This window comes from Cellulomonas pakistanensis (genome assembly GCF_016862755.1).
GTDB classification, from domain to species: domain Bacteria; phylum Actinomycetota; class Actinomycetes; order Actinomycetales; family Cellulomonadaceae; genus Cellulomonas; species Cellulomonas pakistanensis.
This window is the reverse complement of sequence record NZ_BONO01000008.1, coordinates 58,217-75,881: the sequence shown is the minus strand read 5'-3', so window position 1 is coordinate 75,881 and position 17,665 is coordinate 58,217. Positions and strand designations below refer to the sequence as shown.

The window sequence follows — 17,665 nt, the reverse complement described above, 5'->3', positions numbered from 1 at the left end:
ATCTGGCCCGACACGCCGACGCGTGTCGCGCCAGATCGTCCACTCGACCGGTGGCGGGCCGAGGTCAGCCCGCGGCGTCCACCGCCGCCGCTGCCCGGGCCGCGGCCACGAGCGCCCCGCGCTCCGTCGCCGGGAACCGCGCCAGCACCGCGGCGAGCGTCCCGGCGTCCTCGTTCGCCCCGAACGCCTCGGCGTGCGGCTGCAGCGCGACGCTGTCCGCGAGCGTCCCCGCGGGCACCGGGTCGAAGCCCAGCGCGTCCACGAAGGCCGCGACCTCGGTGGCCGCCGCGGCGTCGTCCGCCGCGACCGCGATCGCCCGCCGCCCGGGCGTCCCGGCGGGCCGGGGTCCCTCGTCGAGGTCGTGGTACCCCATGTGGTTGAACGCCTTCACGACCCGCGCGCCGGGCAGGGCCTCGGCCACGAGCGCGCTGGTCGCGACCGCGGGGTCGGCGAGGTCCGGGCGCTCGCCGTCCGTCTCCCACCAGTAGTTCATCGCGTCGACGACGAGCCGCCCGGCCAGCAGGTCTCCCGCCCGCTCGACCACCTGCGGCAGCCGCCCGAGCGGGAGCGCCAGCACGACCAGGTCGGCGCGCGCCGCCTCCGTGGCGTCGACGGCCCGGGCGCCGGGCACCAGCACCTCGACGATGAGCCGGATGCGCTCGGGGTCCCCCGAGCCGGCGATCGCGACGTCGTACCCGGCGGCCACCGCGAGCCGGGCGAGCACGGTGCCGACCTTGCCCGCCCCGAGGATGCCGACGGTGCGCGCCGTCACGCGGCGTCCTCGGCGAGCAGGTCGCGCACCATCGGCGCGACGCGGGTCCCCATCAGCTCGACCGCGCGCAGGCGGTCGCTGACCCGCAGCGGCCCGCCGGTGTAGACGAGGTCGAACCGGCTGACGTCGAGGCCGGACACGGTGCGCGCGATCTTGCGGGCGACCGTCTCCGGCGAGCCCACGTACAGCGAGCCGTGCGCGACCTCGGCGTCGAACTCCGCCCGGCGCAGCGGCGGCCAGCCCCGGTCGGCGCCGATGGCGTCGCGCATCTGCTTGTACGGGCCGTAGTACGCCTCGAGCGCCGCCTCGTCGGTCTCGGCGACCAGGCCGTGCGAGTGCACGCCCACCCGGCCGGCGGCGGTGCCGAGCTGGTCGGTGGCCCGCCGGTACAGGTCGACGTACGGCCGGAACCGGTCGGGCTCGCCGCCGATGATCGCGAGCATGAGCGGCAGCCCGTAGTGCGCGGCGCGGACGACCGACTGCGGCGACCCGCCGACGCCGACCCACGTCTCCAGCCCGCCGACCGTCTTCGGGTAGACGTCGGCGCCGGCCAGGGGCGCGCGGGTCGTGCCCGACCAGGTCACCGGCTCCTCGCGGAGCAGCTGCGCGAACAGCTCGATCTTCTCCTCGAACAGGACCTCGTAGTCCTGCAGGTCGAAGCCGAACAGCGGGAACGACTCCGTGAACGACCCGCGGCCGAGCATCACCTGCGCGCGCCCGCCGGACAGCGCGTCGACGGTGGCGAACCGCTGGAACACGCGCACCGGGTCGTCGGAGCTGAGCACGGTGACGCCCGAGGCCAGCCGGATCCGCTCGGTGCGGGTGGCGAGGCCGGCCAGCACGGTCTCCGGCGAGGACAGCGCGAAGTCGGGGCGGTGGTGCTCGCCGAGGGCGATGACGTCCAGGCCGACCTGGTCCGCCAGCACGCCCTCGTCCAGCACGCGGCGGATCGCCTCGGGGTGGGACAGGACGCGGCCGGTGGCGTCGTCGGTCGGCAGGTCGCCGAAGGTGTCGAGGCCGAGCTGCAGGGCGGTCATGACGGGGTCCTCCCGGGTCGTCGTCGGCACCCATCGTGCGCGATGTTCGTTGAACACTCAACCACTCGCGACGATTCCGCCCCGCCGGCGGCGCGGGCCGGGCCCGGTCCGGTCAGGCGACGACCGGGCTCGCGGCCGCCGCGGGGCGCACCGCGCCGACCGTCGACTCCCGCGGCACGACCGCGAAGTCCGTGATCACCTCGACGTGCTCGTCCGGCGCCGTCCCGGCGATCCGCGCCAGCAGCAGGTCCACCGCGGTCTGCGCGATCTGCTCCCGCCCCGGCGCCACCGACGACAGCGGCGGCGACGCGTACGCCGCGTCCTCGATGTCGTCGAACCCGATGACCGCGACCTCGTCCGGGACGGTGACGCCGCGGGCGTGCAGGACGTGCAGCGCGCCGATGGCCAGGGCGTCGTTGAGCCCGAACACGGCGTCGACCTCGGTGCCGGCGTCCAGCATCCGCGCCATCGCCTCGGCGCCGGTCGACCGGTGCCACAGCCCCGCCTCGCCGAGCAGGGCCGGGTCGACCGGCAGGCCGGCCTCCGCGAGCGCCTGCTCGTACCCGCGCTGGCGCAGGGCGGCGCTGCCCACGGTCTCGCCCTCGTGCGACCCGATCAGCGCGATCCGGCGCCGGCCGGTCTCGAGCAGGTGCCGGGTGGCGGCGCGGGCGGCCTCGACGTTGCTCATCGTCACGTGGTCGGCGGGGCCGCCGAAGATCCGCTCGCCGAGCAGCACCATCGGGAAGTCGACCGCGAACGCCGCGCGGTCCTCGGTGCCCAGCGCGAGCGGCGAGAAGATCAGCCCGTCCGTGACGTGCCGCCGCTGGCCGTGCAGCACCTCGAGCTCCCGCTCCCGGCTCGCGTTCGTCTGCTCGATGAGCACGATGACGCCGCGGCGCTCGGCGGCCCGGATGACGGAGTCCGCGAGCTCGGCGAAGTACGGCAGGCTCAGCTCCGGCACGGCGAGCCCGATCATCCCGGTCCGGCCCTGCCGCAGGTTCCGCGCCGACAGGTTCACCCGGTAGCCGAGCTGCTCGATCGCGGCCTCGACCCGCTCCTTGGTCCCGGGGCGGATGTACGGGTACCCGTTGATGACGTTCGAGACCGTCTTGATGGACACCCCGGCGATCGCCGCGACGTCCTGCATGGTCACGCCCGCCTGGCGTCGCCTCCCGGCCACCGGTCCACCTCCTCGGTCACGTCGCGCGCGGTCCGCCGCCCCGACGGCGGCGCGCCGCGCCCCAGCGTAGGGGCGCGGCGCGCCGTGGGGGTCACGCGTCCGGGACGGGTGCCGTCACCGGCCACCCAGCCCGGTGGTCGCGACGGCCTTGACGATCTGCCGCTGGAACAGCATGAACAGCAGGATCAGCGGCAGGGCGGCGATCACCGCCGACGCCATGGTCTGGGCGTAGATCGTGCCGTAGGCGTTCTTGACCGTCGACAGGCCGACGGGCAGCGTCATCAGGTCGGGGTTGTTGGTGACGATGAACGGCCACAGGAAGTTGTTCCACGCGCCGATGAACACGAAGATCGCGACCGCCGACACGATGGGCCGGGAGATCGGCAGCACGATGGACCAGAAGGTCCGCCAGTGACCCGCCCCGTCCACCCGGGCCGCGTCCTCGATCTCCTGCGGCACCTCCGCGAAGAACTTGCTGAAGATGTAGACCATCACCGGCGCCACCAGTTGGGGCAGGATCACGCCCTGGTAGGTGTCGACGAAGCCCAGGGCCTCCATCTGGCGGAACAGCGGCACGATGAGGATCTGGCCGGGGACCGCGATGAGCGCGATGGTCGCCGCGAACAGCAGGTTCTTGCCGCGGAACCGGGTGCGGGCGAACCCGTAGCCGGCCAGGGCGCAGGCCGCCACCGTGAGGATCGTGACCGACCCCGCGATGAGCAGCGTGTTGAGCATCCAGCGCGGCACCTCGCCGCGCTCGAACACCGAGCGGTAGTTCTCCAGCGTGAACCCGCCGTCGGGGAACCACTGCAGCGGGACCGACTGCGCCTGCGCCTCGGTCTTGAACGAGGTGTCGACCGCCCACAGCAGCGGCAGCAGCCAGCTCACGGCCATGACCACGAGCAGGAGGATCGACAGCACGGTCGCGACCTTGCTGCGGCCGAGGACCAGGCTGCGGGTGCGGCGGTTCTCCTCGCGCCGCTCCGTGTAGGTGCGGCGGAACCCACCCGTCGTGGGGGCGGCGATCGTGTCAGCGGCCACGGCCCTGCTCCTTCCGGCGAGCGGTGGTCAGCACCTGGAACACCACGGCGACCACGATGATGAGCGCGAAGTAGATGTAGGACATCGCCGAGGCGTAGCCCATGCGGTAGCCGGTGAAGCCGGTGTCGTAGATGTACTGCAGGATCGGCCGGGTCACGCCGTTCGGTCCGCTGCCGCCGTTGAACGCGATGAACATCTGGTCGAACACCTTCAGCGACGCCAGGATCTGCAGGATCGTGACCAGCACGGTCGTCGCGCGGACCTGCGGCAGCGTGATCGACCACAGCCGGCGCCACGCGCCCGCGCCGTCCAGCGCCGCCGCCTCGTACATCTGGTCCGGGATGGCCTGCAGCGCCGACAGGTACAGCAGGAAGTTGAAGCCGACGGTCCACCACAGGGTGAGCAGCGCCATCGACCACATCGCGACGTTGGGGTCGGTCAGCCAGCCGACCTTCTCGAGGCCGAACCGGTCGAGCCAGTAGTTGAAGAAGCCGATCTCGGGCTGGTAGAGCCAGACCCAGATCTGCACGACGACCGCGACGGGCAGCATGTACGGCGCGAAGAACGCGAGCCGCCACACCCACTGCCCGGGCAGGCCGGTGTAGACGAGCAGGGCCATCGCGAGCGCGACGAGCACCAGCGGGATCGTGCTCATCAGCGTGAAGATCACGGTGTTGCCGAGGGTCGACCACATGGTGGCGTCCCCGAAGGCCTCGGCGTAGTTGTCGAACCCGACCCAGCCGCCGTTGCCCATCAGCGACTGCTCGGTGAAGCTCAGCCCGAGCCCCCAGAGCGTGGGGACGACGAGGAACAGCACCGCGATCACGACGAACGGGATGACGAACGGCCAGCCGCTGCCCTCGCGGCGGCTGCGACCGCGGCGCGGGGTCCGCGGGACGTCGGGGGTGCGCGGGGGCGCGGACGCCACCTGCGACTGCGACGGTGTGGTGACACTGCTCATGGCTGCGATCCCTCCGTCACGCCGGCGGCTTGGTCTGCAGGGCCGCGTCGAGGCTGCCGATCAGCCGGTCGACGGCGGCCTCGGGGGACGACTTGTCGAGCCAGGCGCCCTGGAGCGCCTCGCCGACGCGCGCCTGGAAGTCCGACCCGGAGCCGGTGAACCAGGCCTGCGGGTCGAAGACGGCCTGCTCGCTCGCCTCCGCGTAGTGCGACTGCGGCACCTTGGCCTGGTACTCCGCCGACTCGGTGACCTCGCGGTTCGCGGGGATGTGCCCGCCGTCGGACCAGAGCAGCGACTTCTGCAGCATCGCCGCGACGGTCGCGTACGCCGCGTCCCGGCGGGCCGGGTCGACGTTCACCTGGTGCGGCAGCACGAACACGTGCGAGTCGCCGTAGGTGGCGGGCGTCCCGAAGATGTTCGGCATCGGCATGGCGTCCACGTCGACGCCCGCCGTGAGGAACGACTGCAGCTCCCAGTTGCCGTTGAAGCACATGCCCACGCGGCCGGTGGAGAAGTTGGCGACCGCCGACGGGTAGTCGGAGTTCGCGATCGCCACCGTGTCGTCCATCCACGACTGCACCCAGCTGACGCACTCCACGAGTGCGTCGCGGTCCAGCTCCGCGGGCTGCCCGGGGTTCAGCACGACCTCGTTGCCGGTCTGCGCGTACAGGCCCCAGAGCATGCGGGACATCTGCGCGCCGTCGCCGGTGTAGCCGTAGCCGACACCCGCGTACCCGGTGACCTCGGCCATGGCCCGGCCGGCCTCGACGAAGCCCTCCGGCGAGTCGACGCCCACCAGCTTCCCGTCCGGACCCAGCAGCCCGGCCTGGTCGGCCAGCCCGCGGTCGAAGAACAGCAGGAACGCGTGGAAGTCGAGCGGCACGGCCCACAGCTGCCCGTCGATGGTGGCCCGCTCCCACAGGGCCGGCGGGATCATCTCCTGGGTGACGCCGTGCTCGGCGAGCAGGTCCACGTCCCACGGGTCCAGCACGCCGCCCGGCACCCAGCCGGCCACCCGGGTCGCGTGCATGACGGCCAGGTCCGGCGCGCGTCCGCCGACCGAGGCCATGATCAGCTTGGTGTAGTACGGCGCCCCCCAGGTGAGCACCACGGGGTCGATCCCGACCGCCGGGTTCTCGTCCTGCACCTGGGTCATCATCTCCTGGAAGATGCCGCCGTCACCGCCGGTGAACAGGTGCCACAGCTGGATCCGGGTCTGGCCCGGCGCCGCCGCGGCATCGCCGCCGCACCCGCTCAGCGCCCACGCCGCCCCGAGGGCGCCCGCCCCCGCCACGGCCCCCCGGAGCACGGACCGACGGCTGTACGCCGCACGCCCCGGGCCTCCGCGAGCTCCTGAGATCATCCTCGACCTCCCGCCTCCGCCGGTGCCCGCGGCACCGGTGGGTTTTCATCGTTGAAGAACCGATCGGAGTGAATCAGCACGGGACAAACCCCGTCAAGGGGTGACGATCCACCCCGGTGTGCCACGTGGCAACACGGCGCGCCGTTGCGCCGCCGACGCCGCGCCTGCTGGCCCGCGCCACCCGCTGGGACCTCCCTGGACCGACCCTGGACGCATCCGGACGTGCCTCCGGGACCACGACGCCCGGGACCCCGGGGACGACGACGCCCGGGACCCCCCGGTACGACGACGCCCGGGACCCCCGGGGGACGACGACGCCCGGGACCCCCGGGGACGACGAAGGGCCCGGCACTCGCGTGCCGGGCCCTTCGCTCACGTCGCCGCTCGCGCGGCGGACGTCACTTCTTGTTGCGACGCTGGTGACGCGTCTTGCGCAGCAGCTTGCGGTGCTTCTTCTTCGCCATGCGCTTGCGGCGCTTCTTGATGACGGAGCCCATGGGGTCCTCGCTTCCTGTGGCGAGCGCTCGCAGCGCCCCGCCGGGTCGTGGTCGATCGACGCGCGGCACGACGAACGCCCACGCACGGGAAAGTCCGCCCCTACCTTACGCGATCGGCGAGGCCGTCCGCGACGCGCCGGTGCACGCACCGGCGGCGGGGGCCGGACGGGTCAGGACGACAGCCGGCCGGCGGCCGACGGGCCCTCGTCCTGCTCGCGCTCGGCCTCGAGGTCGAGGCGCGCGGTCGCGAGGTAGTGGTCGAGCGCGTCCTGGGGCACCCGGAACGAGCGGCCGACCCGCACGGCGGGCATCTCGCCCGAGTGCAGCAGCCGGTACACGGTCATCTTCGAGACCCGCATGACCTCCGCGACCTCGGCGACGGTGAGGAACCGCACCCGCGGGGGCTGCTCGCTGGTCATGGCCGCTCTTCTCGCTCGTGCGCGCACGACCTGTGCGCGGGACTGGGTGCACACAGGTGCCGCGACGACACCTTAGGGCCTGGTGAGGCTGCTGTGAAAGGGGAGGCGCGTGGGACCACCCGCCGGGGTGCATCCACTGTCTCGCACGCCCCTCGCAGCCGCCTCCCGGCGCGCACGGCGCGGCCCGGCGCACCGCGCGCGGGCGCGGCGGTGGCGGGACGGCGCGGGGCGCGACGCAGGGGCGCGGCGGCGGCGCGCCGGGCGCGGCGCGTCAGTCGTGCAGGGGGTCCAGGCCCAGGAGCGGGAACGCCGCCGAGCGGGTCGCGCGGACGGCGCGGTCCACGTCGTCGGCCGGGTCGAAGCCGTCCGACCACGGCCGCCACGCCGCCGTGGCCCCGTCGGACATCGAGCCGGGCGCCTCGCGGCCGTACAGCTCGACGACCTGCGCCTCCCACGCCGCCGGCATCCGGGTGGCCGGGTCGACGGGCGCGTGCGCCGCGATCCCGAGCAGGTGCGTCCAGGCGCGCGGCACGACGTCGACCACCGCGTACCCGCCGCCGCCCAGGGCCACCCACCGGCCCTCGCACACCTCGTGCGCCAGGTCGTGCAGCCAGGAGGTCACCAGGCGCTGGGCGTCCACCGACACGTCGAGGTCCGCGATCGGGTCCTCGACGTGGGTGTCGCAGCCGTGCTGGGTGACGAGCACCTGCGGCGCGAACGCCCGCACCACCGGCGGCACGACGGCGTCGACCGCGCGCAGCCACGCGGCGTCCCCGGTGTGCGAGGGCAGCGCGAGGTTGACGGCGGTGCCGGGCGCGGCGGGGCCGCCGGTCTCGTCCGGGAAGCCGGTGCCGGGGAACAGGGTCGCGCCGCTCTCGTGCACCGAGACGGTGAGCACCCGGGGGTCGTCCCAGAACGCGCGCTGCACGCCGTCGCCGTGGTGCGCGTCGACGTCGACGTACGCGACCCGCTCGGCGCCCGCGGCGAGCAGCGCGCGGATCGCCACGGCCGCGTCGTTGTACACGCAGAACCCGGAGGCCGCGCCGGGCATCGCGTGGTGCATCCCGCCGGTGAGGTTGACCCCGTGCTCGGCACGCCCCGCCCACACCGCCAGCGCCGCCTCCCGGCTGCCGCCGACGATGCGGGCAGCGGCCTCGTGCATGTGCGGGAACACCGGGTCGTCCTCGGTGCCGATGCCGCGGGCGGGGTCGCCGGGGCCGCCGTCGGACGCGTCCCGCACGGCCGCCACGTAGGCCGGCTCGTGCGCCGTCTCGAGCTGCGCGTCGGTGGCCGGCGCCGGGCCGACGACCCGCACGCCGGGCAGGTCCAGCAGCCCGAGCGACTGCGCGAGCCGCACAGTCAGGTCGAGCCGGAGCGGCGCCATCGGGTGGCCGGGGCCGAAGTCGTAGTCGAGCAGCTCGGGCGTCCACACCACGTGCACCCGGGCCGTCATGACGACACCGTAGCCGCTCCCCCGGGCGCCGTCGGCACGCGCCCGCCGGACCCGTGCCACAGTGGTGCCCCCGCTCGCGCGCGCAGCCCCACGCCGGCACGCGCCGCGCGGGCGCACGCGGCGGCGACCCGCCCCGCGACGGACCAGGGTGCACGGCAGGAGTACGGATGGCAGGGGGTCTCCCCGGGGTGGTCTGGTCCGGGCGCGAGCTCGTCGACCGGCTGGCCCGCCAGTCCCCCGCGCGGCTGGCGATCGGCGTGTTCGCCGCGGTGATCGCCGTGTTCACCGCGCTGCTGTCGATGCCGTGGGCCACGGCGTCCGGCGAGCGGGCGCCGTTCGTGGACGCGTTCTTCACCGCGGTGTCCGCCGTGTGCGTCACCGGCCTGGTCACCGTCGACACCGGCACCTACTGGTCCACCGCCGGGCAAGTGGCGATCCTCGTCGGGATCCAGATCGGCGGCCTGGGCGTGATGACCCTGGCCTCCATCCTCGGCCTGGCGGTGTCCCGGCGGATCGGCCTGACCCAGAAGCTGCTGGTCTCCTCGGAGACCAAGACGACCCGGCTCGGCGAGGTCGGCTCCCTGGTCCGGACCGTCATCGTCACGTCGGTCGTGCTCGAGGTCGCGATCGCGCTGGTGCTGATCCCCCGGCTGCGGATGCTGGGCGACTCCTGGGGCGAGGCCGTCTGGCACGGGGTGTTCTACGCGGTCTCGGCGTTCAACAACGCCGGGTTCATCCCGACCGAGGAGGGCCTGACGCCCTACGCCGCCGACTGGTGGGTGCTGATGCCCATCATCGTCGGCGTGTTCATCGGCTCGCTGGGCTTCCCGGTCATCCTCAACATCGCGCGCACCTGGCGGCGGCCGCGGCGGTGGAGCCTGCACTCCAAGCTGACCGTCGTGACCAGCGCCGCGCTGGTGCTGTTCGGCTCGGTGGTCGTGGCGGCCTTCGAGTGGACGAACCCGCGCACCCTCGGCGGGATCGGCTGGAACGAGACGATCCTCGCCGCGCTGTTCGCGGGCGTCATGCCGCGGTCGGGCGGGTTCTCGACGGTGGATGTCGGCGAGATGCACGAGGGCACCTGGCTGCTCAACGACGCGCTCATGTTCGTCGGCGGCGGCTCGGCGTCGACCGCGGGCGGCATCAAGGTCACGACGCTCGCCGTGATGCTGCTCGCCATCGTCGCGGAGGCCCGGGGCGACCGCGACGTCGAGGCGTTCGGCCGGCGGATCCCGCGCGAGGCGCTGCAGGTCGCGATCGCGGTCTCGCTCGTGAGTGCGACGATCGTCCTGGTGGCCTGCCTGCTGCTGCTGGCGATCACCGGGCTGACCCTGGACGTGATCCTGTTCGAGGTGATCTCGGCGTTCGCCACGGTGGGGCTGTCCACCGGGATCACGGACGACCTGCCCGACGCCGGCAAGTACGTGCTCGCCGTCCTGATGTTCATCGGCCGGACCGGCACGATGACGCTCGCCGCGGCGCTCGCGCTGCGCAGCCGTCGTCGCGTCGTCCGGTTCCCCGAGGAGAGGCCGATCATTGGATGACCTGACCCGCACCGGCGCGACCGGCCTGGGACCGCTCGCGGACGACGACCGCCGGGACCGGGGCCGGCGCCCGGACGGCCCCCGCGCCAAGGGCCCGAAGCGCGAGGCCGGCATCCTCGTGGTCGGCCTCGGCCGGTTCGGCTCGGCGATCGCCGCGACCCTGGACCGGCTCGGCCAGGACGTGCTCGCCGTCGAGCGGGACCCCGACCTGGTGGCGCAGTGGAGCGGCCGGATCCCCCTCGTCGAGGCGGACGCCACCAACCCCGAGGCGCTCGAGCAGGTCGGCGCGCGGGACTTCTCCGTCGCGGTGGTCGGTGTCGGGTCCTACCTCGAGGCGTCCGTGCTCATCACCGGCAACCTGGTCGACATGGGCACGCCGCAGATCTGGGCGAAGGCGATCAGCAACGAGCACGCGCGCATCCTGCAGCGCATCGGCGCCCACCACGTGGTGCTGCCGGAGGCGGACGCGGGGTCCCGCGTCGCGCACCTGGTGTCCGGGAAGATGCTCGACTACATCGAGGTCGAGGACGGGTTCACGATCGTCAAGATGAAGCCGCCGCGCGAGACGCAGGGCTTCACGATCGGGCAGTCGAAGATCCGCGAGCGGTACGGCGTGACCGTCATCGGCGTGAAGAGCCCGGGGATCGACTTCGTGTACGCGACCCCGGAGACGCGGATCGCGGCGAACGACCTGCTGATCGTCTCGGGCCACGCGGAGCTGCTCGAGCGGTTCGCCGCCCGCCCGTGAGCGCGCGCCCGTGACCTCCCCCGCGGACCCCGAGGTCCGGTCGGCGCCGGTGCCCGCCCGCCGCGGGACGCGCCCCGACGCCGCCCCGCGGGACAGCCGCGGCCTGCTGCTCGCCGCGCTGCGGCGCGAGGACGGCCTCACCCAGGTCGAGCTGTGCCGGGCGACCGGGCTCGCGCCCGCGACCGTGTCGGCCGCCGTCGCGGCGCTCGCCGCCGAGGGGCTGGTGCGGGTGTCGGCGACGACGCGGTCGGGCCGGCGCGCCACCCGGGTCCAGCTCGCGCACGGCGGCGCCCTGGTCGGCGTGCACTGCTACCTGGACGAGGTCCGCGTGGTCCTCGACCGCGGCGACGGCGAGCCGGTCGAGGCGGTCGTCCCGCTGCCCGGGGGTCCCGGCGCGGGCCAGCGGGCCGAGCACGCCGTGCGCGCGGCGCGGGCGCTGCTAGACCGGGTCCTGCGGGACTCGGGCACCGACCCGGCCGCGGTCGCGGCGGTGGGCGTCGGCGTGCCCGCCCCGGTCGAGGTGCGGACCGGCCGGGTCGCGGGCGCCGGCGTGCGCGCGGGCTGGGGCGGCATGGTCGCGGCGCCCGCGCTGCTCGCGCCCGCGCCGGGCGTCCCGGTGCTGTTCGACAACGACGGCAACCTCGGCGCCCTCGCGGAGGCCCGGGTGGGCGCGGGGCGCGGGCGGCGGACCGTGGTGCACGTGGCGCTCGGCGAGGGCGTGTCCGGCGGGATCGTCGTCGCCGGCGACGTCGTGCACGGCCGCACCGGCACCGCCGGCGAGCTCGGCCACCTGACGATCGACCCGGACGGGCCCGTGTGCACCTGCGGCAACCGCGGGTGCCTCCAGGTGCTCGCCGGGGCGTCCGCCGTCCTCGAGCTGCTGGCCGCGAGCCACGGGCCGCTGACCGTCCCGGAGCTGCTCGCACTGGCCGCGGCCGGTGACCCGGGCTGCCGGCGGGTGCTGTCCGACGTCGGCCGGCACCTCGGCACCGCGCTGGCGTCGGTGTGCACCGTGCTCGACCCCGACGTGCTCGTGGTCGGCGGCGCGCTGGCCGCGGCGGGCGACGTGCTGCTGGACCCGCTGCGCGAGGTGCTCGCCGAGCGCACGGCCGTGACGGCGGGCGCGGTGGTCGACGTCGTGGCGGGGCGGCTCGGGGCGGGGGCACCGGCCCGGGGGGCGCTGCTGCTGGCCCGGGACGCGGTGCTGGCGGGCGCCGCGGGCTGACGGCCCGGCCGCGCGCGTCGCCCCGGCCCGGCTGTGCGTCCCGTGTGAGTGCGCCGCCACACCACCGCCGGGCTCATCCCGCGGCCGGAGATGCCGATGTACCGGGGGACAGGATCGACGCGCACACGTCAGGAGGTGACCGGTGCCGACACGCGTGACCACCCCGGCGGTGCCGGCCCCGCGCGAGCCCGCGGGCCCGGCGGACGCCCCGGTGCCCGCGCCCGTCGCCCCGCTCGCCGACCTCGGCCCCGCGGACGGCCCCGCACCGACCGTCGTCACCGCGCCCCTCGACGCCTCCGCCCCGGCGGCCCGCAGCCTCGCGCAGCGGCTCGCCGCGCTGGAGCGCCTCGGCACCGTCACCGGCGCCACCGAGCCCCGGTTCGACCGCGTGGTGCGCCTGGCCCGGCAGCTGTTCGACGTGCCCACCGCCACCGTCTCCCTCATCGGCGCGGGCGAGCCCGCCCCGCTGCCCGCCGCGCCCGCCGAGGTCGCCGGCACGCCGGCCGCGGCGCCCGTCCCCGACGGCGCCGCGGTGCTCGAGGACCGCGGACCCGGCGCGCGCCTGCGGTTCTACGCGGAGCACCCGCTGGTCGGGGCGGACGGCCGCCTGCTCGGCACGCTGTGCATCGCGGACACCCGCCCGCGCCGGTTCACCGCCGACCAGTCCGCCCTGCTCGCGGACCTCGCCCACTGGGTCGCCAAGGAGCTCAGCGTCGACGCCGAGCTGGACCGGGCGCAGGAGGTCCAGATGGGCCTGCTGCCGCGCGACACCCCCGTGGTCGACGGCTACGAGCTCGCCGGCGCCTGCCTGCCGAGCTCGCAGGTCGGCGGCGACTTCTACGACTGGTACCCCTCCGACGACGGGGTGGTGGTCACGCTCGCCGACGTCATGGGCAAGGGTCCCGCCGCCGCCATCCTCGCCGCCGCCGTGCGCGCCGTGCTCCGCGGGTCGGCGCAGGGCGAGCCGGTGGACCGCGCGATGCTCCAGGCGGGCGCCGTGCTGCACGCCGACCTCTCGGGCGCCGGGCTGTTCGCGACCGCGTTCCACGCGCGCCTCGAGGCCACGACCGGCCGCGTCACGTACGCCGACGCCGGCCACGGCCTGACGCTGGTCGTGCGGGCCGACGGCACGTGGCAGCGGCTCGACGCCCTGGACCTGCCGCTGGGCGTGACCGACGAGTCGGTCCGCGCCCTCGGCGAGACGCACCTGGGGCCCGGCGACCTGCTGCTGACGTTCAGCGACGGGGTGCTCGACCTGTTCGACGGGTCGCTGCGGTGCGTGCCGCTGCTCGTCGGCGAGCTGCTCGACTGCCCGAGCGCGGACGAGGCCGTGCAGCGGGTGCTGCGCCTGGCGGCCGTGAGCGACGCCCGGCCCGACGACGTGACGGTCGTGGCGCTGCGCCGCTCGGCCTGAGCCGCCGCCCCGGGTGCCGCGCGGCCGCTCGGACCCCGCGGACCTATCGTGAGGGCGTGACGGACGTGCAGCGCACCGGGGCCGACGCCGTGATCGGCGACTGCGGCCTCTACACCGCGGGCGAGCGGGTGCCCGGACGGGTCCCGCTGCGGGAGGCCGCGCACGCGGCCGACGCCACCGACGGCTACGTCTGGGTCGGCCTGCGCGAGCCCACCGACGCGGACATCGCCGAGGTGGCGCAGGAGTTCGCGCTGCCGTCGCTGGCCGTCGAGGACGCCGTGCACGCCCACCAGCGGCCCAAGCTCGAGGTGTACGACGACGTCGTGTTCGCCGTGCTCAAGCCCGTGCGGTACGTCGACCACGTGGAGGTCGTCGAGATCACCGAGATCGCGATGTTCCTCCGCCCGCAGGCGGTCGTGTCCGTCCGGCACGGCGAGGGCGGCGTGCTGCGCCAGGTCCGCGCGGAGCTCGACGCGGGCGTGCCGGCCGAGGAGGACTTCGGGCCCGCGGGCGTCCTGTACCGCACCGCCGACCGGGTCGTGGACGCCTACGAGGTCGCGCTCGGGCACATCGACCTGGACGTCGACGACATCGAGCGGCTGGTGTTCGGACCCGGCGACGACGACCACTCCGAGCGGATCTACAAGCTCAAGCAGGAGGTCGCGGAGTTCCGCCGGGCCATGCTGCCGCTGCAGCGCCCGCTCGAGCGGCTGGCCGCCGGCGAGGTGCCGCACGTGCCCGCCGCGGCCGAGCCGTACTTCCGCGACGTCCACGACCACCTGCTGCGGGCCGTCGACCAGATCGAGGTCGTCGACCGCCAGCTCACCGACGTGCTGCAGGCCAACACCGCGAGGGTCACGACCGGGCAGAGCCGGGTCGCGCTGCGGCAGAACGAGGACATGCGGAAGATCTCGGCCTGGGCGGCCATCGCCCTCGTGCCGACCGCGATCGCCGGCGTCTACGGCATGAACTTCGAGCACATGCCGGAGCTCGGGACGCGGTACGGGTACTTCGTGGTGCTCGCGGTCATCGCGGGCGCCTGCGTGGCGCTGCACCGCGCGTTCCGCCGCAACGGCTGGCTCTGACCCGCCGCCGACCGGCGACGAGTGGACGATCCGGCCGGACACGCCGGGGCGTGTCGGGCCGGATCTTCCACTCGTCCTCGCGGGACGCCCCGGCACGCAGCGAGGGCCGGGACCCGGGGTCTCCCCCGCGTCCCGGCCCTCACCGGCCGTGCGATGCGCCCGAGGTCAGCGGGCGGCGCCCGCCCGGCGCTTGTTGTAGATGTCGAACGCGACGGCCAGCAGGAGCACGAGGCCCTTGACGATCTGCTGGGTCGACTGCGGCACGCCCATGAGCTGCATGCCGTTGGACATCACGGCCATGATCAGGCCACCGACCATGGCGCCGGTCACGCGGCCGACACCACCGGTCGTCGAGGCGCCGCCGATGAAGCAGGCGGCGATGGCGTCGAGCTCGAACATGTTGCCCGCGCCGGGCTGGGCGCCGTTGGAGCGGGACGAGTAGATCGCGCCCGCGACACCGGCGAGGAAGCCCATGTTGACGAAGATCCAGAAGTTGACCTGCTTGACCTTCACGCCGGACAGCTGGGCGGCGTTGAGGTTGCCACCGATCGCGTAGACGTGGCGGCCGAACACCGTGCGGTTGGTGACGGTGTTGTAGGTGAGGATCAGCACCGCGAGGATGATCAGCACGATCGGCAGGCCGCGGGAGTGCGCCAGCTGCCAGGCGAACGCCATGACGACGACCGCGACGAGGACGATCTTGGCGATGAACAGCGGCAGCGCCTCGACGGCCTGCTGGTAGCGGACGCGGCCCATCCGGGAGCGCCAGGAGGAGAACGCGAACCCCACCACGGCGATCGCGGCGATGACGAGCGTGAAGACGTCGTACCCGGGGCCACCGAGCAGCCCGTTGAGGAAGCCGCCCGCCACCTGCTGGTAGTCGCGCGGGAACGGCGACAGCGAGATGTTGTTCAGCACCTCGTAGGTGAGGCCGCGGAACAGGAGCATGCCGGCCAGGGTGACGATGAACGCCGGGATGCCGACGTACGCGACCCAGAAGCCCTGCCAGGCGCCGACCAGGAGGCCGACGACGAGGGCGGCGAGGATGCCGACCCACCACGGCTGGCCGTTCTTGATGACCAGGATCGCGGAGACGGCGCCCGTCAGCGCGACCACGGAGCCCACCGACAGGTCGATGTGGCCGCCGATGATCACGATCACCATGCCGATGGCGAGGATCAGGATGTACGAGTACTGCAGGACGATGTTCGTGATGTTGCCCGGGGCGAGCAGCACGCCGTCCGTGAGGACCGCGAAGAGCGCGATGATCACCACGAACGCGATGTAGATGCCACTCGTCCGCAGGTTCTTCGTGAAGATGTCCCGCAGGCCTTCCACAGCCGTCATCGAACCGTTTCCTTTTCCTTCGTCATGAGCTCCATGAGGCTCTCCGGGGTGGCGACCGCACGCTCCTGCACGCCGGTCATCCGACCGAACGCGAGGGTGTAGATGCGGTCGCAGATGCCCAGGAGCTCGGGCAGCTCGGAGGAGATGACCACGACGGCCTTCCCCGCGTCCGCGAGCTTGTTGATGATCGTGTAGATCTCGTACTTGGCACCGACGTCGATGCCGCGGGTCGGCTCGTCCAGGATCAGGACCTCGGGGTCCGTGTAGATCCACTTGGACAGCACGACCTTCTGCTGGTTGCCGCCGGACAGCTTGCCGGTCAGCGCCATGACGGTCGGCGACTTGATGTTCATCGACCGCCGGTACTCCTCGGCGACCTTGATCTCCTCGTTGCCGTTGACCCAGCCGGCCTTCGACAGCTTGCCGAGCCCGGCCGCGGAGATGTTGCGGCGGATGTCCTCGATGAGGTTGAGGCCGTAGGTCTTGCGGTCCTCGGTCGCGTAGGCGAGACCGTGGTCGATCGCCTCGGTGACCGAGCGGGTCTTGATCTCCTTGCCGTGCAGGAAGACCTTGCCCGTGATGTTGCGGCCGTACGAGCGGCCGAACACGCTCATGGCCAGCTCGGTGCGACCGGCGCCCATGAGGCCCGCGATGCCGACGATCTCGCCGGCGCGGACGCTGAACGACGCGCCGTCGACGACCACGCGGCCCGGCTGCGTGGGGTGCTCGACGTGCCAGTCCTCGACGCGGAACACCTCCTCGCCGATGTGCGAGACGTGCTCGGGGTACCGGTGCTCGAGGTCCCGGCCGACCATGCCCTTGATGATCCGGTCCTGGGTGACGTTGTCGGCGACCATGTCGAGGGTCTCGATCGTCCTGCCGTCGCGGATGATCGTCGTGGAGTTCGCGATGTCGGCGATCTCGTTGAGCTTGTGCGAGATCATGATCGAGGTGATGCCCTGGCCCTGCAGGTGCCGCAGCAGGTTGAGCAGGTGCTCGGAGTCCGAGTCGTTGAGCGCCGCGGTGGGCTCGTCGAGGATGAGCAGCTTCACCTTCTTGGAGAGCGCCTTGGCGATCTCCACGAGCTGCTGCTTGCCGACGCCCAGCTGGCCGATCGGGGTGGTGGGGTTCTCGTCCAGGCCGACCCGCGCGAGCAGCACGGCCGCCTCGGAGTTCGCCTTGTTCCAGTCGACGAGGCCGCGGTGCGACCGCTCGTTGCCGAGGAAGATGTTCTCCGCGACCGAGAGGTAGGGCACCAGAGCAAGCTCCTGGTGGATGATCACGATCCCCTTCTCCTCGGAGTCGTTGATCGAGCCGAACTCGACCGTCTCCCCGTCGAAGCGGATCTCCCCCTCGTAGGTGCCGTGCGGGTACACGCCCGACAGCACCTTCATGAGGGTGGACTTGCCGGCCCCGTTCTCCCCGCAGATCGCGTGGATCTCCCCGCGCTTGACGTTCAGGTTGACGTCCTGCAGCGCCTTGACCCCGGGAAAGGTCTTGGTGATGGAGTGCATTTCCAGGATGTGGTCGCTCATGCGGCCTCGACCGTCCTCAGTCGTGTCGGGCGATGGAACACGTC

The 17,665-nt window shown here is 73.6% G+C and carries 16 protein-coding genes; 5 read left to right on the top strand and 11 right to left on the bottom strand.

Annotated elements, in window-relative coordinates; translation table 11 throughout:
• Window positions 1-64 precede the first annotated feature (64 nt).
• The 9 genes from Cpa01nite_RS07050 to Cpa01nite_RS07010 form a co-directional block, all read right to left on the bottom strand.
• Window positions 65-772 carry an NADPH-dependent F420 reductase gene (locus tag Cpa01nite_RS07050; RefSeq protein ID WP_203668035.1) on the bottom strand — a complete coding sequence of 236 codons (708 nt, stop codon included), beginning with the start codon at window positions 770-772 and terminating at the stop codon, window positions 65-67.
• On the bottom strand, window positions 769-1,809 hold the full coding sequence (locus Cpa01nite_RS07045; protein WP_203668034.1) for an LLM class flavin-dependent oxidoreductase: 1,041 nt from the start codon (window positions 1,807-1,809) through the stop codon (window positions 769-771). Before Cpa01nite_RS07045 ends, Cpa01nite_RS07050 begins: the two co-directional genes overlap by 4 nt.
• 112 nt (window positions 1,810-1,921) lie before the next feature.
• Window positions 1,922-2,956 carry a LacI family DNA-binding transcriptional regulator gene (locus Cpa01nite_RS07040; RefSeq protein ID WP_203668098.1) on the bottom strand — a complete coding sequence of 345 codons (1,035 nt, stop codon included), beginning with the start codon at window positions 2,954-2,956 and terminating at the stop codon, window positions 1,922-1,924.
• A 147-nt stretch (window positions 2,957-3,103) separates the two neighbouring features.
• Window positions 3,104-4,030: a carbohydrate ABC transporter permease gene (locus Cpa01nite_RS07035; RefSeq protein WP_239068600.1), complete on the bottom strand. Its 927-nt coding sequence runs from the start codon at window positions 4,028-4,030 to the stop codon at window positions 3,104-3,106.
• Complete coding sequence (locus Cpa01nite_RS07030) at window positions 4,020-4,991, bottom strand: carbohydrate ABC transporter permease (protein WP_203668033.1); 972 nt, start codon at window positions 4,989-4,991, stop codon at window positions 4,020-4,022. The genes Cpa01nite_RS07035 and Cpa01nite_RS07030 overlap by 11 nt, the downstream gene beginning before the upstream one ends.
• Window positions 4,992-5,007: 16 nt before the next feature.
• Window positions 5,008-6,300 carry an extracellular solute-binding protein gene (locus tag Cpa01nite_RS07025; protein WP_203668032.1) on the bottom strand — a complete coding sequence of 431 codons (1,293 nt, stop codon included), beginning with the start codon at window positions 6,298-6,300 and terminating at the stop codon, window positions 5,008-5,010.
• A gap of 452 nt (window positions 6,301-6,752) precedes the next feature.
• Window positions 6,753-6,851: a 30S ribosomal protein bS22 gene (locus Cpa01nite_RS07020; RefSeq protein ID WP_003792170.1), complete on the bottom strand. Its 99-nt coding sequence runs from the start codon at window positions 6,849-6,851 to the stop codon at window positions 6,753-6,755.
• Between the two features lie 170 nt (window positions 6,852-7,021).
• Window positions 7,022-7,270, bottom strand: coding sequence for a helix-turn-helix domain-containing protein (locus tag Cpa01nite_RS07015; protein WP_203668031.1), 249 nt, complete (start codon window positions 7,268-7,270; stop codon window positions 7,022-7,024).
• Window positions 7,271-7,541: 271 nt separating this feature from the next.
• Entirely contained in the window at window positions 7,542-8,723 is a 1,182-nt protein-coding gene (locus Cpa01nite_RS07010; RefSeq protein WP_203668030.1) for an acetoin utilization protein AcuC, read from the bottom strand.
• Between the two features lie 167 nt (window positions 8,724-8,890).
• On the opposite strand from Cpa01nite_RS07010, the gene Cpa01nite_RS07005 reads away from it, so the two are divergent.
• The 5 genes from Cpa01nite_RS07005 to Cpa01nite_RS06985 all read left to right on the top strand — a co-directional run bounded on the left by Cpa01nite_RS07005 (window position 8,891) and on the right by Cpa01nite_RS06985 (window position 14,739).
• Entirely contained in the window at window positions 8,891-10,267 is a 1,377-nt protein-coding gene (locus Cpa01nite_RS07005) for a TrkH family potassium uptake protein (protein ID WP_203668029.1), read from the top strand.
• Window positions 10,268-10,379: 112 nt separating this feature from the next.
• Window positions 10,380-11,015: a potassium channel family protein gene (locus Cpa01nite_RS07000; RefSeq protein ID WP_239068609.1), complete on the top strand. Its 636-nt coding sequence runs from the start codon at window positions 10,380-10,382 to the stop codon at window positions 11,013-11,015.
• A gap of 10 nt (window positions 11,016-11,025) precedes the next feature.
• Entirely contained in the window at window positions 11,026-12,240 is a 1,215-nt protein-coding gene (locus tag Cpa01nite_RS06995) for an ROK family protein (RefSeq protein WP_239068599.1), read from the top strand.
• Between the two features lie 142 nt (window positions 12,241-12,382).
• Complete coding sequence (locus Cpa01nite_RS06990) at window positions 12,383-13,654, top strand: PP2C family protein-serine/threonine phosphatase (protein WP_239068598.1); 1,272 nt, start codon at window positions 12,383-12,385, stop codon at window positions 13,652-13,654.
• A gap of 56 nt (window positions 13,655-13,710) precedes the next feature.
• The gene (locus Cpa01nite_RS06985) at window positions 13,711-14,739 is read left to right on the top strand and encodes a magnesium and cobalt transport protein CorA (protein ID WP_203668028.1); all 1,029 of its coding nucleotides are present in this window, start codon (window positions 13,711-13,713) and stop codon (window positions 14,737-14,739) included.
• A gap of 165 nt (window positions 14,740-14,904) precedes the next feature.
• On the opposite strand, the gene mmsB is transcribed toward Cpa01nite_RS06985, so the two are convergent.
• Both mmsB and mmsA read right to left on the bottom strand, forming a co-directional pair.
• Window positions 14,905-16,086, bottom strand: a complete 1,182-nt coding sequence (gene mmsB / locus Cpa01nite_RS06980; RefSeq protein WP_203668027.1) for a multiple monosaccharide ABC transporter permease — start codon at window positions 16,084-16,086, stop codon at window positions 14,905-14,907.
• Entirely contained in the window at window positions 16,083-17,621 is a 1,539-nt protein-coding gene (gene mmsA / locus Cpa01nite_RS06975; RefSeq protein WP_203668026.1) for a multiple monosaccharide ABC transporter ATP-binding protein, read from the bottom strand. The genes mmsB and mmsA overlap by 4 nt, the downstream gene beginning before the upstream one ends.
• Window positions 17,622-17,665: the final 44 nt, after the last annotated feature.